This window comes from Bacillus cereus group sp. RP29 (assembly GCF_040459765.1).
GTDB classification, from domain to species: domain Bacteria; phylum Bacillota; class Bacilli; order Bacillales; family Bacillaceae_G; genus Bacillus_A; species Bacillus_A paranthracis.
In genome coordinates this window covers 4,978,286-5,000,022 of the sequence record NZ_JARVHN010000001.1, presented here as the reverse complement: position 1 = coordinate 5,000,022, position 21,737 = coordinate 4,978,286, and the positions used below count along the sequence as shown (strand labels likewise).

Sequence of the window (21,737 nt, the reverse complement as noted above, 5' to 3'; positions counted from 1 at the left end):
TCCTCAGCGGGATTTTTTATGCATCTTTATCCTTTTTTAATTTCCCTTTTTGCTTTGCCATTTCTCGAAGTAAATATTCGATGTGTGCATTGACGCTACGAAACTCATCATTCGCCCATTTTTCGATGACTGCGTGTAATTCAGGATCAATACGTAATGGAAAGCTTTTCTTTTTAGCCATAAGGATTTACAACCTTTTAGTATAGGCTTCCTGTATTAATAACTGGTTGCGCACCTTTGTCTGAAACGATGGCAACTAATAAGTTGTTCACCATATTTGCTTTACGCTCGTCATCGAGTTCTAGTACGCCTTCTTCATCTAACATATGGATTGAATCTTTTGCCATCTTCACAGCACCTTCAACAATCTCTTTTCTAGCAGCTAATACTGCTTTTGCTTGTTGACGTTGTAGCATTGCATGGGCAATTTCTGTTGCGTAAGCTAAATGTGTTAAACGAGTTTCTAATACTTCTACGCCAGCAATTTCAAGGCGTGCTTCTAACTCGCGTTTTAATTCTTCAGAGATTTCTTCAGTGTTTCCACGTAACGTAATGCAAGTTTCATCTTGAAAATTGTCATAAGGATATTTCGTTGCAACGTGGCGGATTGCCGTTTCGCTTTGAATTTCTACAAATCGATCATAATGTTCAACGCCGAACATTGCTTTTGCAGAATCAACAACCTTATATACGATAACAGCTGCAATTTCAATTGGGTTGCCGTCGACATCATTTACTTTTAATTTTTTACTATTAAAGTTTTCAACACGTAACGATACAGTTTGACGGAACGCGAACGGAATCGTTAAAAATAAACCGTTTTGACGAATTGTTCCTAAATAATTACCGAAAAACGTAATGACTTTTGCTTGATTTGGCTGAACAATCCCGATACCTGTAGCAAGAACTGCAGCTAAAATAATAGTTAATGCTGCTCCTATGAAAATTTCTTGTACAAGGAAAAATACACCGATAGCGGCTAAAATTAAAATTCCAATAATCCCAAGAAAACCATTAACGTAAAATACTTGTTTTTCTTTCATATGATCGCCCCCTGATATAAAAATGATATCACTTTTATATCATTTTAAGCAAGGGGTTTACACCTAATTTTCTGAATTTTATTAATTATGTATATTTAAATGCTTAAAATAAGAATGTATGTTCTGTTTCGTGGTAAAATAAAGAAGACTTAACCGCCCACTGCAGCAGCTAAGTCCCTTTGAGAGCATCTTGCATCGTGACAAATGATTCAAAGCGGTTTTGCCAGGATTATATCTTCAATCGCTGACTCAATCTCTTTGTCAGAAGCGTCATAACTTCCATTTGACTGTGGTTTGTCGTGATTGGAAGTTTGATTCGCTTCTTCTTTAGTATGTCCCTTTTTAGCAAAATCCATGCTAGGCATTTTAAATGCCCCCATATTCATGTATTTTCCGAATTTCCACATTTCAACAATAGGGCAGAAACGAACAATTCCCTCTGCAACTTTCATTGCACCAATCCATAGCAAAATGTTAGACCAAGTGCACCAAGGTTTGCGCACGAGTTTCGTTGCACTACAACCGAAGAGGACAAGTCCGAGTGTAATTCGAATTAGGGCATTTATTGTACCGATATTTTGCTTCATTAGAAAAACACTCCTTTTATGAAAGTTGAAATAGATAATACTATTTCTTTTATTAGTATCCCTTTTGATTTTTCGGATATGTAATCCAACATTTGACGTGGAAAAAGATGTTGGAATGTGCGTGTGTGTAAGTAACTTTTTTTGTTATAATGAAAGAATGCATAAAAGGAACTTCAAAATTAAATCCTCTAGTTTAAAAAATATGGAAGAGGTAATTCCAAACTTAATTCTCCGTTTTAAACAAATATTTAAGATGAAGTTAAAACAATAATGATGAAAATAAACTGTTATTTTAAACAGAAATATATACAACTTGAGAAAAGAAAGGGTGTTTTCATGTACGATATTTCCGGATGGAAACATGTATTTAAGCTTGATCCGAATAAGGAATTAAGTGACGAACATTTAGAAATGATTTGTGAGTCTGGAACAGATGCTGTTATTGTAGGCGGAAGTGATGGGGTGACAATTGATAATGTACTACACATGCTAGTTAGCATTCGTAGATATGCAGTTCCTTGTGTGTTAGAGGTTTCTGATGTGGAAGCAATTACACCAGGATTCGATTTTTATTATATCCCAAGCGTTTTAAATAGCCGAAAGGTGGAATGGGTAACAGGCGTTCATCATGAGGCTTTGAAAGAATTTGGGGATATTATGGATTGGGACGAAATTTTTATGGAAGGATATTGTGTTTTAAATCCTGAAGCGAAAGTAGCCCAGCTTACAGAGGCAAAGTGTGATGTAACAGAAGATGATGTAATTGCATACGCGCGTTTAGCAGACAAGCTATTACGTTTACCGATATTTTATTTAGAATATAGCGGTACGTATGGAGATGTTGAACTTGTTAAAAATGTGAAAGCAGAATTGAAACAAGCTAAGTTATATTATGGCGGTGGTATTTCTAATGCTGAACAAGCGAAGGAAATGGCGCAGTATGCTGATACAGTAGTTGTCGGAAATATTATTTATGATGATATAAAAGCAGCGTTAAAAACGGTTAAAGCAGTAAAAGGAGAGTAGGTGCAGGCATATATGAGTATGACAGATAGATTATTAAATGGTTTAAATCCGCAGCAACAAAAAGCAGTACAAACAACGAACGGACCACTTCTATTAATGGCAGGCGCAGGCAGTGGTAAAACACGTGTGTTAACACATCGTATTGCGTATTTACTTGGTGAAAAAGGAGTAGCACCATGGAATGTACTAGCTATTACCTTTACAAATAAAGCCGCTCGTGAAATGCGCGAGCGTATTGATACACTTGTCGGACCAGAAGCTGAAGATATTTGGATTTCTACGTTCCACTCTATGTGTGTACGTATTTTACGACGTGATATCGATCGCATTGGTATTAATCGTAATTTTACAATTTTAGATTCAGGTGATCAGTTAACTGTAGTCAAAAAAATTATGAAAGAGCGCAATATTGATCCGAAGAAATTTGAACCGCGCTCTATTTTAGCTGGTATTAGTAATGCGAAAAATGAATTGTTATCTGCGGATAAATATGCAAAGAAAATTACAATTGCTGATCCATATGAAAAATTAACGAGCGATGTATATACAGAATATCAAAAACGTCTTTTGAAAAATAACTCACTAGACTTTGATGATTTAATTATGACGACGATTCAACTATTTGAACGTGTTCCAGAAGTGCTAGAGTTTTATCAGCGTAAATTCCAGTATATTCACGTGGATGAGTATCAAGATACGAACAAAGCGCAGTACCTTCTTGTTAAACATTTGGCAGCACGTTTTAAAAATTTATGTGTTGTAGGTGACTCAGATCAGTCAATTTATCGCTGGCGTGGTGCGGACATTTCTAACATTTTGTCATTTGAAAAAGATTATGAGAATGCGCAAGTTATTCTGTTAGAACAAAATTATCGTTCGTCACAAAATATTTTAAATGCAGCGAATGCTGTCATTGAAAGAAATACGAATCGTAAACCGAAGAAATTATGGACAGATAATGAAGTTGGAAGCAAAATCTCTTACTATCGTGCTGCAACGGAAAAGGACGAAGCATACTTTGTGGCGAAAAAAATTCGCGACGATATTCAAATGGGAAAACGAAAATATACTGATTTTGCAGTGTTATATCGTACAAATGCGCAGTCTCGTATGGTCGAGGAGATTTTCCTGAAATCTAATATTCCTTACAAAATTGTCGGCGGTACGAAGTTCTACGACCGTAAAGAGATTAAAGACATTTTGGCGTATTTACGCTTAATTGGTAATCCAGATGATGAGATTAGTTTCGCACGTATTATTAACGTGCCAAAGCGTGGAATTGGTGCGACTTCTATCGACAAAATTATTAATTACGGTGTACAAAATGGAATTTCATTAACAGCTGTATTCGATGAGATTGAGCATGTTGGAGTAAGTGCAAAGGTTACAAAGGCAGTAAAGGAATTCGCAGGTTTATTACACAACTGGGTAAATATGCAAGAGTATTTATCTGTTACAGAATTGGTAGAAGAAGTTATTGAGAAAACAGGTTATCGCGATATGTTGAAAAATGAGCGTACGTTAGAAGCAGAAGGTCGTCTAGAGAACTTAGATGAGTTTTTATCTGTTACGCAAACATTTGAATCTCAAAGCGAAGATAAGAGTCTTGTTGCATTCTTAACAGACTTAGCACTTGTTGCAGATATTGATCGTGTAGATGAAGACCCAACTGCTGGTGAGGAAGTTATTTTAATGACGATGCATTCAGCGAAAGGATTAGAATTCCCAGTTGTCTTTATTGTTGGTTTAGAGGAAGGAATATTCCCGCATACTCGTTCTCTAATGGAAGAAGATGAAATGCAAGAAGAGCGTCGTCTTGCTTATGTAGGTATTACTCGTGCAGAAGAAGAGTTGTATTTATCTAATGCACAAATGCGTACTTTATTTGGTAGAACAAGTATGAATGCCGCATCTCGATTTATTACAGAAATCCCGACAGAACTAGTGGAATCATTAAATGAAACAGCGCCGAAGCGTGAAACTTCGTTTGGTGCAAAAGGAAGAGTGGCAAGTAGCAGTAAAACGACAACTACAACTACAACACGTTCTTGCTCAGCTTTCGCGCGTCCTGCAGCTAAGACGACAGGCGGCGAACAAATCGGCTGGGCAGTAGGCGATAAAGCTTCCCACCAAAAATGGGGAATCGGTACAGTTGTAAGTGTAAAAGGTGAAGGTGATGCAAAAGAATTAGATATTGCGTTCCCAAGCCCAATTGGTGTTAAACGCTTGTTAGCAAAATTTGCACCTGTGACGAAACAATAGGAAAGGAATGAGGATATGTCAAAAGAGATAGCAAAAAAACGTATAGAAGAACTACGTGATTTGTTAAATACATTTAACTATCAATATCACGTGTTAGACAATCCTTCTGTTTCTGATGCGGAGTATGACCGTAATATGCAGGAGCTTATAAAATTAGAAGCAGAGAACCCAGAGTTTATGAGTGAAGATTCTCCCTCCGTTCGCGTTGGGGGAACGGTTCTTGATATATTTGAAAAAGTAACACACAAGTCACCGATGTTAAGTTTGGGAAATGCATTTAACGAAGGAGATTTACGTGATTTTGACCGACGAGTACGTCAAGGAATTGATGATGCGAATGTAAGATATATATGCGAATTAAAAATTGACGGACTTGCAGTTTCACTTCATTATGAAAAAGGACGCTTCATTCAAGGGGCAACACGTGGTGATGGTGTAACAGGTGAAGATATTACTCAAAATTTAAAAACGATTAAAGCAATCCCGCTTCGTTTAAATGAAGAAGTAACGTTAGAAGTACGAGGCGAAGCTTATATGCCGAAGCGTTCATTCGTTAAGTTAAATGAAGAAAAAGAGCAAAATGGTGAAGATGTATTTGCGAATCCGCGTAATGCGGCAGCAGGTTCAATCCGCCAACTTGACCCGAAAATTGCAGCGAAGCGTAACTTATCTATGTTTGTATACGGTCTTGCGAATGTAGAAGAAAAAACAATCCTATCACATAGTGAATCGCTTGATTTCTTAGGTGAACTTGGATTCAAAACAAATCCAAATCGACGCACATGTGAAACAATTGAAGAAGTTATAGCTTATGTAGAAGAATGGCAAGAAAAACGTCCGCATCTTGATTATGAGATTGACGGGATCGTTATAAAAGTAGATGATGTTGCTCTTCAAGAAAGTCTAGGCACTACAGCAAAGAGTCCAAGATGGGCAATTGCTTATAAATTCCCAGCTGAAGAAGTTGTAACAAGATTAACAGGCATTGAATTAAGTGTTGGTCGTACAGGGGTTGTAACACCGACTGCAGAGCTAGAGCCAGTGCGAGTGGCTGGTACGATCGTTCGTCGTGCTTCTTTACATAACGAAGATTTAATTCGTGAAAAAGATATTCGAATTGGTGACTACGTTGTTGTGAAGAAGGCTGGAGATATTATTCCTGAAGTTGTGAATGTTATTTTCGATAAGCGTACTGGTGAGGAAGAAGAATATCATATGCCAACGCATTGCCCAGCATGTGAGAGTGAACTAGTTCGTTTAGAAGAAGAGGTAGCACTTCGTTGTATAAATCCAACTTGTCCTGCTCAAATTCGAGAAGGGTTAATCCATTTCGTTTCAAGAAATGCAATGAATATTGATGGACTTGGAGAACGTGTCATTACACAACTCTTTGAGGCAGATTATATTCGTACATTTGCTGATTTATATTCGTTGACGAAAGAGCAATTATTACAGCTAGAACGATTTGGAGAAAAATCAGCAACGAATTTAGTACAAGCAATTGAGAATTCTAAAGAAAACTCATTAGAGCGATTATTATTCGGTCTTGGTATTCGCCATGTTGGAGCGAAAGCGGCACGTACATTTGCAGAGCATTTCGAAACGATGGATGCGCTTGTGAAGGCAACGGAAGAAGAACTAAAAGCAATTAATGAAATTGGTGAAAAAATGGCTCAATCCGTAGTAACGTATTTCGATAATGAAGACGTATTAGAGTTATTACAACAATTTAAAGAATACGGCGTGAACATGACATATAAAGGCATGAAAATTGCTGATTTACAAAACGTTGAGTCGTACTTCGCAGGAAAAACTGTCGTTTTAACAGGGAAATTAGAAGTTATGGGACGTAGTGAAGCGAAGAAAAAGATTGAGGCATTAGGTGGAAAAGTAACAGGAAGTGTTAGTAAAAGTACAGATTTAGTTGTTGCAGGTGAAGCGGCAGGTTCGAAATTAGCACAAGCGGAGAAACATAATGTCGAGGTTTGGAATGAAGAGAGGTTCTTACAAGAGCTAAATAAGTAAGAGGTGCAAACTTACCATGAAAAAAATAGCATTAGCGGTATTAAGCCTTGGTCTACTTGTAAGTGGGTGTAGTGCAGGTGCCGATAAAGATGAAAAAGTGGTTGAGAAATCGGGGAAAGCAAAAGAGCAAGCAATCGTCCCGAATTACTCTATTTCGGATGAATATTATAAGACGACTATTCCATTTGAGGGAGGAAACGCACGTGGCTTAGTTGTGCAAGGAGTAAGTAATCGTCTTGATATAGATGAATTTGAAACAGGATTAATGCGTATTGCGAAAGAATCATTTAGTACGAAAGATAATGTTTTCAAAGGCGGAAAATCCCTAACTACTCAGTATATACAGATGCTTGTTAAAAGAAAACGTACAGATGCAGAACAAAAGGAACTAGAAGATACATTAAAAAAAGATGCGGTTAAATTCCCGAACATAGGGTTAAATCCTGCATTAGGTACAGGATCCGAATCATTAGAAGTGAAAAATAAAAAAAATCCAATATATATTTCAAATATTTTAGAGCATGATTATTATGTGAACAAAGGCGAAAAAGATGAGCGTAGTGGCATTGTAGTTGGATTAGCAATGAATTCGGTTCATTATTATGAGGAAGAGCATGGGTATCCGCGTGAGGCTGCAATTTCGAATGAAAAGATGTTAGCTGAAGGGAAAAAAATGGTGCCAGAAATCTTGAAAGTTATGCATCAACAAGATCCTGAGACAAAAAACCTTCCGATAACATTTGCGATTTATCGTCAGGCTCCAAAGTCTTCGCTCGTACCAGGTAACTTTGTTTCTTATGCGAATGTCGAAAAAGGTAGTGAAACGGTTGAGGATTGGAAACAAATTAATGAGAAATATTATTTGTTCCCATCTGAACAAGCGAAAACAGATAATAAACGTGAGGACTTGGCTAGAGTATCAAACTTCAAGGCAAAATTAAGCGATTATTTCCAAGGTGACTATACAGCTGTTATCGGTACTGGTATGTATAGAGACGATGAATTAAGAGAAATAAAGCTTGATATTCCTGTCCAGTTTAATGGGAAAGCAGAAATAATTGGCTTTACACAATATGTAGCCGGGCTTGTTATGGAATACTTCCCGAATTATATGAAAGTACAAGTAACGATTAAATCTGTAGAGCGTCCAGAAGCGATTATTATACGTGAAGCGAAGCAAGATGAACCGTATGTGAAAATTTTAGATTAAGTAGAAGGGCCGTTCCTTTATGGAACGGCTTTTTTTCTTGGGTAATTTTGTTATAATTTAAAATGTTATAAATAATGGGGTAAGGGGTAAAGGGCATGGATGAATTAAGTTTTCAAGTCATTATTTTATTAATTGTATTCGGTTTTTTAGCAGCTTTTATTGATTCAGTTGTTGGCGGTGGAGGATTAATTTCGCTTCCGGCACTTATGTTTGTTGGTTTACCACCAGCTTCGGCAATTGCAACGAATAAATTAGCTGCAACGATGGGGACGTTTACGAGTGCGATTTACTTTATTCGATCGGGAAAGGTCGATTTTAAAATTGTAGGAAAGTTAATCCCGTTAACTGTTATAGGAGCAGTAGCAGGTGCTTTAGTAGTAAAGTTTATTCCTCCAGATATTTTACGTCCGTTAGTGCTTGTAATGTTGGTATTTATTGCTATTTATATTATTGCGAAAAAGGATTGGGGAAGTGTGTCTACCTATAAGAAGATGACGAAAAGAAAAACATTAATATTTTTCTTTGTTATTTTAATGATAGGGTTTTACGATGGGTTTTTTGGACCAGGGACGGGATCCTTTTTAATTTTTGCATTTTTATTAATTGGTTTGGATTTTATTCAAGCGGCAGCATCTGGAAAACTTTTGAACTTTGTTAGTAATATCGTATCGTTAATCACTTTTTTATTTTTAGACGTAATTCATTTTGAATACGGTATTATTATGGGGTTATCGATGATTTTTGGCGCTTATTTTGGATCGAAGTTTGCAGTTCAAAAAGGTGTTGGATATGTAAGGACTTTATTTTTGTTAGTAACTATTTTATTGATTAGCAAAAACGTTTTGGAATATACTCATATTTTGTAGAGTTATACATTTGTATAACTCTATTTTTTTATTATATTTTAAAAATTAATTAATTTTTAAAATATAAGTCTAGGAATATTTGAATAAATCTAAATTATCGTGTAGAATAATGTTGTAAAATGTAAACGTTTTTCTAAGGGGAGGCTAAAAATAATGGTAGTAGCATACAAACATGAGCCATTTACAGATTTTTCAGTGGAGGCTAACAAATTAGCGTTTGAAGAAGGTTTAAAGAAAGTAGAATCTTATCTTGGGCAAGACTATCCATTAATTATTGGGGGAGAAAAAATCACTACAGAAGACAAAATTGTTTCTGTAAACCCTGCAAATAAAGAGGAACTTGTTGGTCGTGTTTCAAAAGCAAGCCGTGAGTTAGCTGAAAAAGCAATGCAAGTAGCGGATGAAACATTCCAAACTTGGAGAAAATCAAAGCCAGAAATGCGTGCAGACATTTTATTCCGTGCTGCAGCGATCGTTCGTCGTAGAAAACATGAATTCTCTGCTATTCTTGTAAAAGAAGCAGGTAAACCATGGAATGAGGCAGATGCTGATACAGCAGAAGCAATCGACTTTATGGAATATTATGGTCGTCAAATGTTGAAATTAAAAGACGGAATTCCAGTAGAAAGCCGTCCAATTGAATATAATCGTTTTTCTTACATTCCATTAGGAGTAGGTGTTATCATTTCTCCTTGGAATTTCCCATTCGCAATTATGGCAGGTATGACAACAGCTGCTTTAGTTTCTGGTAACACAGTATTACTAAAACCAGCTAGTACAACTCCTGTAGTAGCAGCGAAATTCATGGAAGTATTAGAAGAAGCTGGCTTACCAGCTGGCGTAGTAAACTTCGTACCAGGTAATGGTTCTGAAGTTGGTGACTACTTAGTAGATCACCCTCGTACACGTTTCATTAGCTTCACTGGATCTCGTGATGTAGGTATCCGTATTTATGAGCGTGCAGCGAAAGTAAACCCAGGCCAAATTTGGTTAAAACGCGTTATCGCTGAAATGGGCGGTAAAGATACAATCGTTGTTGATAAAGAAGCAGATCTTGAATTAGCAGCTAAATCTATCGTTGCATCAGCATTCGGATTCTCAGGACAAAAATGTTCTGCATGTTCTCGTGCAGTAATCCACGAAGATGTATACGATCACGTATTAAATCGTGCTGTTGAATTAACGAAAGAATTAACAGTTGCTAACCCAGCTGTATTAGGTACAAACATGGGTCCTGTTAATGACCAAGCTGCATTTGATAAAGTAATGAGCTATGTTGCAATTGGTAAAGAAGAAGGTAGAATTTTAGCAGGTGGCGAAGGAGACGATTCTAAAGGCTGGTTCATCCAACCAACAATCGTTGCTGACGTTGCAGAAGATGCTCGCCTAATGAAAGAAGAAATCTTCGGACCAGTAGTAGCATTCTGTAAAGCAAAAGACTTTGACCATGCACTTGCAATTGCAAACAATACAGAATACGGTTTAACAGGAGCAGTTATCTCTAACAACCGTGATCATATTGAAAAAGCACGTGAAGACTTCCACGTAGGTAACTTATACTTCAACCGTGGATGTACTGGTGCAATCGTAGGATACCAACCATTCGGTGGCTTTAACATGTCTGGTACAGACTCTAAAGCTGGTGGTCCTGACTACTTAGCGCTTCACATGCAAGCAAAAACTACTTCTGAAACTTTATAAGAAATAGTAGAAGAGATCTTCGCAGTCTGCGAAGATCTCTTTTTTTTTGAAAAACTTTCTATATGTGGAGTAAGATAGGTGTCAGTAGAAAAACTGATTAAGTATTAAGGTTTATTTCAGTAAAATAAGGTATATTATATTTGTTGAATAGATTCTCTTTAAAGAGAAGAAAAGTAGGTGAACAAAGTGGGAAAATATCAATTGGATTACAAAGGTCAGGTAGCTGTCGCAAAGTTCCATGAAAAACAGACGCCTGTCAAATTTGATAAAAAGCAGCAAATTGAAAAATTGCGTGCGGAGTATTTGAAAAAGAAACAAAAACAAACAGATAAATAATAGGGGAAACTAGTTCGAATTTAAAATGCTATATATTACCATTAGGCAAATAGAACTAGCTAAACCCTATTCATATCGGGATAAACATGTAAATAGAAATAAAACAATGAGAAAAGTTGACTTATTAGTCACATTTTTTTGTATTCATTTTAAGGATTTCCTGTATAATACAATTTGAAAGAAAATCTATGGTTTGACAAGAAACACTCTTTTCGGTTTTGCTCACTGAAGAGAGTGTTTTTTTGTAGCTAAAAACTCCTCTGTACTCATTACATTTGCATATACGCCATTTAAACTAGCTAAAATTGTATTATGAATATAAACAGCTGGTATCGTAGCATTCTTAAAAGAAAGATCTTTTGTCGCACAAGCATCATGTATAACAGTACATTGCAAGCCGAAATCAAAGGCAGCCCGTACGGTAGCATCAATACACATATGAGTCATCATCCCGCATATGACGAGGTGCTCAATATTTAAACGTTGTAATTGCTCTAGAAGATCGGTTTCGCGAAAACTATTTGGATAATGTTTGAGTATAACGGTTTCTTCTTTAAGTGGGCGTACGCTTTCATGAATATGTACACCTTCTGTATTGGGTAGGAAAAAAGTAGCGTCCTCTTTTATTGCTACATGTTGGATATGAAAAATAGGTTCGTTTTTCGTTCTAAAGAATTGTAATAGCTGACTAGCATATTCGCTTGCTTCTACTGGATTACGCAATTCCATTTTTCCATGTGGAAAATAATCATTTTGAATATCAACGAGTAAAAGAGCTGTTTTCATATATTTACCTTCCTCCAATTTCATATTCAAATAATGGTATTCAATTAGTAGAGAAGATTATCCTTTTAAAAAATATGCAAGAGGAGAATTTTACATAACTTTAAAGATTACTATTTTTTCTTGAATTTTTCATCTGAAAATTTTAATAAAGAAATAATTAATATTTTTCTAAAAAATGTATTGACTCTTATTATTCTGAGTTCTATAATGAGAATTAATTAAACGACAATTAAATCGATACATTCTTATCCAGAGAGGTGGAGGGACTGGCCCTACGATACCTCAGCAACGGGTTTTATAATACCGTGCTAACTCCAGCAAGCCTTATAAAAGGCTTGGAAGATGAGAAGATGTGAACGAGTACATATAAGTGCTCTCCTTCTTATCTTTATGGTTGATAAGAAGGAGAGCACTTTTTATTTTACCTCGAAAGCTCTACTTCAAGTTTTTACAGCATATAGGAGGGGAAAAAATGATTTCTTTTAACAATGTAAGTAAAGTATATGAATCAGGTGGGCAATCTGTTCATGCGGTGGAGGATGTAACGTTATCGGTTGAAAAAGGCGAAATTTTTGGCATTATCGGTTTTAGTGGAGCTGGAAAGAGTACGTTATTACGCCTAGTAAACATGTTAGAGAGACCAACGTCAGGAACGATTTCGATAGATGATAAAGATATTACATCATTATCGACGAAAGAATTACGGAAGCTAAGACAAAGAATCGGGATGATTTTTCAAAGCTTTAATTTATTTAATTCAAGAACAGTGTTTGGGAATATTGCTTATCCATTAAAGTTAGCGAAAGTACCAAAGAATGAGATAAAAGAAAGAGTAAATGAACTGCTGAAGTTTGTAGGGTTAGAAGATAAGGCAAACAATTACCCAGAGCAGCTATCAGGCGGACAAAAGCAGCGTGTAGGTATCGCTAGAGCACTCGCAACATCACCAGATATTCTTATATGTGATGAGGCAACATCAGCTTTAGATCCAGAAACAACGACAGAAATTCTAAACTTATTAAAGAAAGTAAATCGAGAATATAATTTAACAATTCTTCTTATTACACATGAAATGCATGTTGTGAAAGAAATTTGTCACCGTGTAGCTGTAATGGAAAAAGGAAAAGTTATTGAAGAAGGAAAACTGTTTGATGTTTTCACACAACCAAAAACAACGACGACTCAAAACTTTGTACGTTCTGTTATTAATGATCATTTACCGGAAAGTGTTTTAGCGAAAATTCAAAATGGTGGTCAGATTTATCGCCTAACATTTACTGGTGAGGAGACAGGACAGCCGGTACTATCATATATCGCAAAAAACTATAATGTCGATGTAAATGTACTGTACGGAAATATTATTGAACTTCAAAATGTGCTATTTGGAAATCTTCTTGTAGAATTGCAAGGTGAACAGAGGGAAATTCAAAAAGCATTACAACATCTAAGACTGCAAGTGCAGCTGAAGGAGGTAGAAGCTCATGCGAGTTGATTGGAGTATATTTTGGCCGCGCATACTAGATGCGACGGGGGATACCCTCTTAATGGTAATTGTAACCCTTATATTCGCTACAATTCTCGGTATACCTCTAGGTTTACTTTTATATGTAACGAGAAAAGGAAACTTTTTAGAAAATAAATGGGTCTTTTCTATTCTTAATATCATCATTAATACAATTCGTCCGGTTCCGTTCATCATCTTCTTAGTAGCTTTAAGCCCGCTAACAAGAAGTGTTATCGGAACGACAATCGGAACGGCGGCAGCAATTTTTCCAATGACGTTAGTTGCATCAATTGGTATCGCTAGAATGGTTGAAACAAATCTTGTTTCTGTTCCGAAAGGGGTAATTGAAGCAGCGCAAGCGATGGGTGCTTCACCAATTAGAATTGTTTTTGAAATCCTTGTACCAGAAGCGTTAGCACCATTAATTTTAGGTGTTACATTTATGACAGTTGGTTTAATTGAATTTTCTGCAGTTGCTGGGCTTGTCGGTGGTGGCGGCCTTGGTGATTTAGCAATGACATATGGTTATCAACGTTTTGATACATCAGTTATGTTCGTAACGGTCGTTTTACTTATCATTCTTGTACAGTTAGCTCAAAACTTAGGAAACTACTTTGCGAAAGTCTTTTTACGCAGATCATAAAAGGAAGAGGGGGAAAAGAGAATGAAGAAGATTTTAGCATTTGCATTATCAGCAATTGTAGGAATTTCGGCGTTAAGTGGCTGCTCGGATGCAGGAACAAAAGAGAAAACAGTTCGCATTGGTGTAACTGGAACGGATGGAAACGCTTGGGAAATTGTAAAGGGAAAAGCTGAAAAAGAAGGAATTAAAGTTAAACTGGTTGAGTTCTCTGATTACACAACGCCAAATAAAGCGTTAGCTGATGGAGATATTGAATTAAATTCATTCCAGCATATTGCATTCTTAGAGCAATTTAAAAAGGAGCATAAGCTAGATATTACAGCTGTTGGTACAACGCAAATTGCACCAATGGGTTTATACTCTGAAAAACATAAGAAAGCAAATGAAATTCCAGATGGTTCAGAAATTGCGATTCCAAATGATCCAACGAACCAAGCACGTGCATTAAAACTTCTTGATGCAGCTGGGTTATTAAAGCTTAAAAAAGACTTTGGTCTATTTGGAGATCCAAGCGGCATTGCTGAAAATCCGAAGAAGTTAAAAATTACACCGGTTATCGCACAGCAAACACCTCGTGTATTAAAAGATGTAGCAGCTTCAGTTATTAATAACGGTGTTGCTGGTCAAGCTGGATTAGATCCAGCGAAGGATCCAATTTTCTTAGAAGATCCAAAGAATGAAAATGCGAAGCCATATATTAATATTTTCGCAGCTCGTACGAAAGATAAAGATGATCCAACACTGAAAAAAGTAATTGAATTATATCATTCAAAAGAAGTAACAGATGCAATTAAGAAAGAAACAAATGATGGTTCAATTTCAGTAGATCTTTCACTTGATGAGCTTGAAAAAATCGTAAAATAATGATTGGGTTTAATGGACTAACAGAAGGAACCCCTCCGCTGTTAGTTCGTTCAACATATAATCTACTTAACAAACAAAACAACCCTAATTCTGTACCTTCCAATTCTGTATAACATAGAATCCAATGTTTGTTAAGTAGAGTAATGGACCAGGAGTTTTCCTGGTCTTTTTTATGAATGAAAGTAGCTAGCGAATAGTAAGGTAATCCAAATTATAATAGGATAAGAAAATAAGCTGAAAGCGAGTGTAATTAAGAATTTATTTTTATGAATTAAGTGTTTTTGGGATAAAAAAAAGAAAATAGAAAAGATGGCAATGAAAACTGCGGATATTACGCCAGGGCTATAAGAACGGTAAATGAAAAACAAAATAATATGTTGAACAGAGTTGAAGAAAATTGCCCCTTGTATAAAAATAATCCAGTATATAGAAGACAAGATGTTTATTTGATATAGAAAGACGATAAGTAAAACAAAGAGAGTCAATATAGAAATCGCAATGGAAAATTGTTGGCTAGTTATAAAAGTAATTGAAAATTGATTAGCAAGATATTGTGGCATTTGGAAAGATTCTTCAAGGTTATGAATGAAAAATAAAAAGGGAATTAGCCAGATTGTAAGAGGAGTAAAGTGTCTTGCAGAAAATGTTTTTATCAATTTACATCAGCTCCAATAAAGGGATAGAAAGCCTATAGGAAAAGGCCTTCTACAAGGATATAATTATTCAATTACAATACTTTTTAAATTGCTATTATGTTGTGGTTGTTCGGGAGCATAAGAAGATAGTTCCTCTTGCAAAATATTTAGTACTTGCTGAGTTTGTTGCTGGATTGGAGTAGGTAGCTCTTCTAATATATGCATCCCGACTTTTATTTTTGTGCGAATTATTTTTCGTAGTAGTTCCTCATGCATGCACTACACCTCCAAACCGAATGTTTAGTACATCATCTTCAAACTTAGCTCCTTGAATAGAAAGGTGCGTTAACGTTTTTGGCAGGGTGATATTTCGTTTTGCAGAACCAGCCCGAATAATAAGTTCATCGCCTTTTTGATTTAATGCAAGTTCACTTTTGTTAGAGAAGGGAATGGACAGAACGAAAATATATTCATCGCCATCTTTTTTTACATATTGAGTGCGACCGTTAAATTTTACTTCAGTAGGACAATGATCCGTTTTAAATAAAGCATCTCCAACGCGTTCTAACATAGGTAAGCCAACAACTTCTTGTTCAAACATTGGAGCTTCGTAAATAGGAAGCGGATCAAAGCTATTTTGAATTAATGTTTTATATTTCTTTTGAGTATCTTTCCAAGCTTGAAAATAAGGATCGATGACAGTGTTAGGGATGACGCGGTTAATCATAATCGCATCTACGTTATAATCGTATAAATTTAAATACGTAAAGCTACGCTGAGCCTCTTTAATAACCATTTTTTCGGGATTTACAACGATGCGGATACTTGTTACGTCTCGGTTTGATAAAATATCTCTCATTTCTCCAAGTTGTTCAAGTGTATTTGTTAATTCGTCCATAATATCATCGGTTGGAAGGGGGACACCAAGAAGTGGTTGCGCTACAGGACGAACAACTTTTAAAACTTTTCTTTTAATAGGGAAGAGTTTTTCCATCCACCAGCCGAGCATGTCTGGAAAACTGAGCATGGCTAATGTTTCTCCTGTTGGGGCACAATCAATGATAATAACATCATATGTGTTTTGTTTATAATAATCGAGTACACGAAGTAAGCTAATTAAATCTTCCATACCAGGAAACATCGTTAACTCTTCTGTTGTAATATCATCAGCTGCTTTGGAAGTGAAGAGTAGTGTAATATATTTCTGTAATTTCCCCCAGCCTTTTTCCATTTCATAAATCGTATTAATTTCTTGTGCCCATAGGTTTTCACGAATTTCTAATGGTTCAGAAGATAGTTTTATACCAAATGAATCTCCTAAACTATGAGCTGGGTCTGTGCTCATTACTAAAGTTTTTAATCCTTGTTTTGCGCTTTGAAGTGCAGTTGCCGCTGAAATGCTAGTTTTTCCTACGCCGCCTTTACCTGTATACAAAATAATTCTCATCATTCATATCCCCTTTGTTTCGAGTATCGAATATTACGAGTGGCGAAATAAACAATTGAATAAAAACCCAGCTAGGGTTTTATTCAATCGGAATGTTTTTCATTTTAGGTGTAGAAACTTTTTCTTCTGTTTTTTGTTGTGATGTAGCAATGTGATTCATAATCTTTTGGAAGATCTGTAGTAAAAATGCTTTTTCTTCTTCCGATAATGCTTCTGTTACTAGGCTAAAGTAATGGGCTGCATTTTGTTTTACTTCTTGAACGAGTATTACGCCGTTTTCTGTTAAACGAATTAATACAATACGTCGGTCATTTTCATCACGGTAGCGTTCAATATATCCCTTTTTTACAAGGCGATTTACAACACCTGTCGTTGTACTCATTGGTATATCAAGAAGATCAGCAATTTTCGTCATTGTAATATCTGTATTTCGTTCCATCCAAAGTAAACAAAATACTTCTGTTTTAGAAAGTGTTAAATCTAGGCTTACCCATTCTTCAGGATAGAAAAGTTTCTTGGCGTTATCTAGCAGTAAGTCTAAAAAATGTTCATATTGCAACAATTAATTCCACTCCCGTATATTTCGAGGTTCGTAATATTTATTTTTATTTTATGTAGAATAGAAATAATTGTCAATGATTTTAATTGTTTTTTCAGATTAGGCAGAAAACTTTCTTTAAAATAGTATTCTTTTATGATAGATTTATAAATATAAAACTAGAATTTACATAAAAATCCATCATGGTAAATATACTTATCTATAATGGATGTACTGCTAACGAGGGGGAGAACGATGAGAAGACGTAATACGCAAGCGTTCACGTTTTTAGCATGGACTTCATTTGTTTGTGCGCTTTCAGGTATGCTAATTGGTATTTATACGCTAGATGAAACGCTTAGTGTAAAAGGATACTATTTAATTGGAACATTATTTTTAACGATGTCTTGTTTTGTATTACAAAAAACAATTCGTGATAATGAAGAAGATAACGAGAGATTTCCGAAAAATAAACCGTTAGATAAAGAGTAAATCGTAAAGAAAGGCGTTTGCCTTTCTTTTTTTATGTAAAAATGGTGTAAGTACCGTGTGTTGACTTGCTTGAAGTACTGAAAATTTGGTATCATCAATAGTATTGTAGATTGAACGATATATTATGGAGGTGGCCTAGCCGTGTCAAGAATTTCCGTTGAGAATGTAAAGCACGTAGCACATTTAGCACGTCTTGCAATTACTGATCAAGAAGCAGAAAAATTTCAAAAACAACTAGATGCAATTGTTACTTTTGCAGAACAGTTAAATGAATTAGATACAACAAACGTAAAACCAACAACTCATGTATTAACTATGAAAAATGTTATGCGTGAAGATGTACCAGAAAAAGGTTTACCAGTAGAAGAAGTATTAAAAAATGCACCGGATCACAAAGATAATCAAATCCGTGTTCCAGCAGTATTAGAATAGAGGAGGGGAATTTCGATGTCATTATTTGATCATTCAGTATCAGAGTTACATAAGAAGTTAAACAACAAAGAAATTTCCGTTACGGATTTAGTAGAAGAATCTTATAAACGTATTGCGGATGTTGAAGATAACGTAAAAGCTTTTCTTACATTAGATGAAGAAAATGCACGCGCGAAAGCGAAAGAATTAGATGCAAAGATTGGTGCTGAAGATAATGGTTTATTATTCGGTATGCCAATCGGTGTAAAAGATAACATTGTAACTAACGGTCTTCGTACAACTTGTGCGAGCAAAATGTTAGCAAACTTCGATCCAATTTATGATGCGACAGTTGTGCAAAAGCTAAAAGCTGCTGACACAATTACAATCGGTAAATTAAATATGGACGAGTTCGCAATGGGTTCTTCAAATGAAAACTCAGGTTTCTACGCTACGAAAAATCCATGGAACTTAGATTACGTTCCAGGCGGATCTAGTGGTGGTTCTGCAGCAGCTGTAGCAGCAGGAGAAGTATTATTCTCTCTAGGTTCTGATACGGGTGGTTCTATCCGTCAACCAGCTGCATATTGCGGCGTTGTAGGTTTAAAACCAACCTACGGACGCGTATCTCGTTACGGATTAGTAGCATTTGCATCTTCACTTGACCAAATCGGACCGATTACACGTACAGTAGAAGACAATGCATACTTATTACAAGCTATTTCAGGTCTTGACCGTATGGATGCAACTTCTGCTAACGTTGAAGTAGGAAACTACTTAGCTGGTTTAACAGGCGACGTTAAAGGTTTACGCATTGCTGTACCGAAAGAATACTTAGGAGAAGGTGTTGGCGAAGAAGCTCGTGAGTCAGTACTAGCTGCTTTAAAAGTATTAGAAGGTATGGGCGCAACTTGGGAGGAAGTGTCTCTTCCACACTCTAAATACGCTCTAGCAACGTATTACTTATTATCTTCTTCTGAAGCATCAGCTAACCTTTCACGCTTTGATGGCGTACGTTATGGTGTTCGTTCTGATAATGTGAATAACTTAATGGATCTTTACAAAAACACACGTAGCGAAGGCTTCGGTGATGAAGTAAAACGTCGTATTATGCTTGGTACATTTGCTCTTAGCTCTGGTTACTATGATGCATATTACAAAAAAGCACAACAAGTACGTACATTAATTAAAAACGACTTTGAAAATGTATTTGCTAACTACGATGTTATTATTGGACCAACAACGCCAACTCCGGCATTTAAAGTGGGCGAAAAAGTTGATGATCCAATGACAATGTATGCAAATGACATTTTAACAATCCCAGTAAACTTAGCAGGCGTTCCAGCGATTTCTGTTCCATGTGGATTCGGTGCTAACAACATGCCACTTGGTTTACAAATTATTGGTAAACACTTCGATGAAGCGACAATTTACCGCGTTGCACATGCGTTTGAGCAAGCAACAGACCATCATACAAAAAAAGCAAGTCTGTAAGGAGGCGAGCATAGATGAATTTAGAAACAATTATTGGTTTAGAGGTTCACGTTGAGTTAAAAACAAATTCGAAAATTTTCTCTGCGAGTCCAACAGAATTCGGAGCGGAACCAAATACACAAACAAGTGTAATTGACTTAGGATACCCAGGAGTACTTCCTACTTTAAATAAAGAAGCAGTTAACTTTGCAATGAAAGCTGCAATGGCATTAAACTGTGAAATCGCAACAGAAACAAAGTTTGACCGTAAAAACTATTTCTATCCAGATAATCCGAAAGCTTACCAAATCTCTCAGTTTGATAAGCCAATTGGTGAAAATGGTTGGATTGAAATCGAAGTAGACGGTAAAAAGAAACGTATCGGTATTACACGTCTTCATTTAGAAGAAGATGCTGGTAAATCAACGCATACAGCTGACGGCTCATTAGTAGACTACAACCGTCAAGGTATGCCTTTAATTGAGATCGTATCTGAGCCAGATATGCGTACGCCAGAAGAAGCATATGCATACTTAGAGAAGTTAAAATCAATCATTCAATACACTGGCGTATCTGATTGTAAGATGGAAGAAGGTTCCTTGCGTTGTGATGCGAACATTTCCCTTCGTCCAGTTGGACAAGAGAAGTTCGGTACAAAAGCGGAACTGAAAAACTTAAACTCTTTCACTTACGTACAAAAAGGTCTTGAGTTTGAGCAAGCTCGCCAAGAAAAAGAATTATTATCTGGTGGTATCATCCAACAAGAAACACGTCGTTATGATGAAGCAACGAAGAAAACAATCTTAATGCGTGTGAAAGAAGGATCTGATGATTACCGTTACTTCCCAGAGCCGGACTTAGTTGAACTTTACATCGACGATGAGTGGAAAGAAGCAGTTCGTGCTTCTATTCCAGAACTTCCAGATGCACGTAAAGCTCGCTATGTTGCAGAATTAGGCTTACCAGCTTATGATGCACACGTATTAACATTAACGAAAGAAATGTCTGATTTCTTTGAAGCAACTGTTGCAGACGGTGCTGATGCGAAATTAACATCAAACTGGTTAATGGGTGAAGTACTTGCATACCTAAACAAACAACAAAAAGAATTAAAAGACGTTGCATTAACGCCTGCTGGTTTATCTAAAATGGTTCAATTAATTGAAAAAGGTACAATTTCTTCTAAAATTGCGAAGAAAGTATTTAACGAATTAATTGAAAAAGGTGGAGACCCAGAAGAAATCGTTAAAGCGAAAGGCCTTGTTCAAATTTCTGACGAGGGTACACTTCGTAAAGTTGTAACAGAAATTCTTGATAATAATGAGCAATCTATCGAAGACTTTAAAAACGGTAAAGACCGTGCAATTGGCTTCTTAGTTGGTCAAATTATGAAAGCTACAAAAGGGCAAGCAAATCCACCGCTTGTTAACAAAATCTTACTTGAAGAGATTAATAAGCGATAATAGTAGTAACTTTTAAAGATTAAGCAGAAAAACACCCGTACATGGGTGTTTTTCTAGGTTAATCAAACGTTTGTTTAAATGAGAGAAAATTATTTAAACAAACGTTTGATTAACTGTCAAAAGTGGAAAAATGTTTGTATAGCAACTATGGTATGATAGTTGCAAAAAGGTGGGAATAATGATAAATCTAGAAATAGAGGTTTTTTCATCTCATGAAATAATAGATAATTATTATTCGTTATATGTAAATTGTTGTGAGGAAATAGATGGACATAAATTTTTTGTCAAATAAAACAAAATCATTGAAATGAATATTTACTTTTGATGGGCTACACGAATCGGGTTCTTACTGCCTGTTTGAGCGAGATAAAAGAAGGATAGGAAGATGAGAGGAGGTAGGCACGGGAATACTGAATAGAAGTTCG

The 21,737-nt window shown here is 36.0% G+C and carries 22 protein-coding genes and 1 riboswitch; of the genes, 14 read left to right on the top strand and 8 right to left on the bottom strand.

All coding sequences use genetic code 11. The annotated features are described in order from the left end of the window. Nucleotides 1–16 precede the first annotated feature (16 nt). The 3 genes from QCI47_RS26395 to QCI47_RS26385 all read right to left on the bottom strand — a co-directional run bounded on the left by QCI47_RS26395 (nt 17) and on the right by QCI47_RS26385 (nt 1,630). On the bottom strand, nt 17–181 hold the full coding sequence (locus QCI47_RS26395; protein WP_001085171.1) for a type II toxin-antitoxin system antitoxin: 165 nt from the start codon (nt 179–181) through the stop codon (nt 17–19). Nucleotides 182–197: 16 nt separating this feature from the next. Next, nucleotides 198–1,043 (bottom strand): SPFH domain-containing protein, encoded by an 846-nt coding sequence (locus QCI47_RS26390; protein WP_000660683.1) that lies wholly within the window; start codon nt 1,041–1,043, stop codon nt 198–200. Nucleotides 1,044–1,252: 209 nt separating this feature from the next. Beyond that, entirely contained in the window at nt 1,253–1,630 is a 378-nt protein-coding gene (locus QCI47_RS26385) for a YgaP family membrane protein (RefSeq protein WP_000812349.1), read from the bottom strand. 336 nt (nt 1,631–1,966) lie between these two features. Between QCI47_RS26385 and pcrB the strand changes: the two genes are divergently transcribed. The 7 genes from pcrB (at nt 1,967) to QCI47_RS26350 (ending at nt 11,056) form a co-directional block, all read left to right on the top strand. Then, nucleotides 1,967–2,656 (top strand): heptaprenylglyceryl phosphate synthase, encoded by a 690-nt coding sequence (gene pcrB, locus QCI47_RS26380; protein ID WP_242302600.1) that lies wholly within the window; start codon nt 1,967–1,969, stop codon nt 2,654–2,656. Nucleotides 2,657–2,668: 12 nt separating this feature from the next. Beyond that, entirely contained in the window at nt 2,669–4,918 is a 2,250-nt protein-coding gene (gene pcrA / locus QCI47_RS26375; protein WP_353811989.1) for a DNA helicase PcrA, read from the top strand. Nucleotides 4,919–4,933: 15 nt separating this feature from the next. Next, entirely contained in the window at nt 4,934–6,943 is a 2,010-nt protein-coding gene (gene ligA, locus QCI47_RS26370; protein ID WP_000031446.1) for an NAD-dependent DNA ligase LigA, read from the top strand. Between the two features lie 16 nt (nt 6,944–6,959). Further along, a complete protein-coding gene (locus QCI47_RS26365; RefSeq protein WP_000717039.1) occupies nt 6,960–8,153 on the top strand; it encodes a CamS family sex pheromone protein in 1,194 nt (397 codons plus the stop codon). A 95-nt stretch (nt 8,154–8,248) separates the two neighbouring features. Continuing rightward, complete coding sequence (locus QCI47_RS26360) at nt 8,249–9,019, top strand: TSUP family transporter (RefSeq protein WP_061130641.1); 771 nt, start codon at nt 8,249–8,251, stop codon at nt 9,017–9,019. Nucleotides 9,020–9,172: 153 nt separating this feature from the next. Then, nucleotides 9,173–10,720 (top strand): L-glutamate gamma-semialdehyde dehydrogenase, encoded by a 1,548-nt coding sequence (pruA, locus tag QCI47_RS26355; protein WP_000259550.1) that lies wholly within the window; start codon nt 9,173–9,175, stop codon nt 10,718–10,720. Between the two features lie 177 nt (nt 10,721–10,897). Then, nucleotides 10,898–11,056, top strand: coding sequence for a hypothetical protein (locus tag QCI47_RS26350; protein WP_001045034.1), 159 nt, complete (start codon nt 10,898–10,900; stop codon nt 11,054–11,056). Nucleotides 11,057–11,278: 222 nt separating this feature from the next. Here QCI47_RS26350 and QCI47_RS26345 read toward each other — a convergent pair whose 3' ends face one another. Beyond that, entirely contained in the window at nt 11,279–11,842 is a 564-nt protein-coding gene (locus QCI47_RS26345; protein ID WP_000844901.1) for a cysteine hydrolase family protein, read from the bottom strand. Nucleotides 11,843–12,084: 242 nt separating this feature from the next. Continuing rightward, nucleotides 12,085–12,191: riboswitch (SAM riboswitch) on the top strand. Between the two features lie 123 nt (nt 12,192–12,314). Here QCI47_RS26345 and QCI47_RS26340 point away from each other — a divergent pair. Genes QCI47_RS26340 through QCI47_RS26330 form a run of 3 tightly spaced genes read left to right on the top strand, consistent with a single transcriptional unit; the run spans nt 12,315 to nt 14,853 of the window. Continuing rightward, a complete protein-coding gene (locus QCI47_RS26340) occupies nt 12,315–13,334 on the top strand; it encodes a methionine ABC transporter ATP-binding protein (RefSeq protein WP_001992420.1) in 1,020 nt (339 codons plus the stop codon). After that, nucleotides 13,324–13,989, top strand: coding sequence for a methionine ABC transporter permease (locus QCI47_RS26335; protein ID WP_001983923.1), 666 nt, complete (start codon nt 13,324–13,326; stop codon nt 13,987–13,989). Before QCI47_RS26340 ends, QCI47_RS26335 begins: the two co-directional genes overlap by 11 nt. Before the next feature lie 21 nt (nt 13,990–14,010). Next, nucleotides 14,011–14,853, top strand: coding sequence for a MetQ/NlpA family ABC transporter substrate-binding protein (locus QCI47_RS26330; RefSeq protein WP_076873995.1), 843 nt, complete (start codon nt 14,011–14,013; stop codon nt 14,851–14,853). Between the two features lie 170 nt (nt 14,854–15,023). Here the strand turns inward: QCI47_RS26330 and QCI47_RS26325 are convergent, their stop codons facing one another. From QCI47_RS26325 to QCI47_RS26310, 4 genes are all read right to left on the bottom strand, one after another. After that, nucleotides 15,024–15,509, bottom strand: a complete 486-nt coding sequence (locus QCI47_RS26325; RefSeq protein ID WP_076867578.1) for an HXXEE domain-containing protein — start codon at nt 15,507–15,509, stop codon at nt 15,024–15,026. Nucleotides 15,510–15,572: 63 nt separating this feature from the next. Continuing rightward, on the bottom strand, nt 15,573–15,764 hold the full coding sequence (locus QCI47_RS26320; protein WP_001992432.1) for a DUF3926 domain-containing protein: 192 nt from the start codon (nt 15,762–15,764) through the stop codon (nt 15,573–15,575). After that, nucleotides 15,757–16,938 (bottom strand): ArsA family ATPase, encoded by a 1,182-nt coding sequence (locus tag QCI47_RS26315; protein ID WP_001992482.1) that lies wholly within the window; start codon nt 16,936–16,938, stop codon nt 15,757–15,759. The genes QCI47_RS26320 and QCI47_RS26315 overlap by 8 nt, the downstream gene beginning before the upstream one ends. A 76-nt stretch (nt 16,939–17,014) precedes the next feature. Next, complete coding sequence (locus tag QCI47_RS26310; protein WP_000942473.1) at nt 17,015–17,497, bottom strand: MarR family winged helix-turn-helix transcriptional regulator; 483 nt, start codon at nt 17,495–17,497, stop codon at nt 17,015–17,017. 231 nt (nt 17,498–17,728) lie between these two features. On the opposite strand from QCI47_RS26310, the gene QCI47_RS26305 reads away from it, so the two are divergent. The 4 genes from QCI47_RS26305 to gatB all read left to right on the top strand — a co-directional run bounded on the left by QCI47_RS26305 (nt 17,729) and on the right by gatB (nt 21,312). Then, nucleotides 17,729–17,965, top strand: coding sequence for a YiaA/YiaB family inner membrane protein (locus tag QCI47_RS26305; protein ID WP_001254393.1), 237 nt, complete (start codon nt 17,729–17,731; stop codon nt 17,963–17,965). Nucleotides 17,966–18,106: 141 nt separating this feature from the next. Beyond that, entirely contained in the window at nt 18,107–18,397 is a 291-nt protein-coding gene (gene gatC / locus QCI47_RS26300) for an Asp-tRNA(Asn)/Glu-tRNA(Gln) amidotransferase subunit GatC (RefSeq protein WP_000087000.1), read from the top strand. Between the two features lie 15 nt (nt 18,398–18,412). Beyond that, nucleotides 18,413–19,870: an Asp-tRNA(Asn)/Glu-tRNA(Gln) amidotransferase subunit GatA gene (gene gatA, locus QCI47_RS26295; protein ID WP_000051445.1), complete on the top strand. Its 1,458-nt coding sequence runs from the start codon at nt 18,413–18,415 to the stop codon at nt 19,868–19,870. 14 nt (nt 19,871–19,884) lie between these two features. After that, a complete protein-coding gene (gatB, locus tag QCI47_RS26290) occupies nt 19,885–21,312 on the top strand; it encodes an Asp-tRNA(Asn)/Glu-tRNA(Gln) amidotransferase subunit GatB (RefSeq protein WP_001047674.1) in 1,428 nt (475 codons plus the stop codon). The last annotated feature ends 425 nt before the right edge of the window (nt 21,313–21,737 follow it).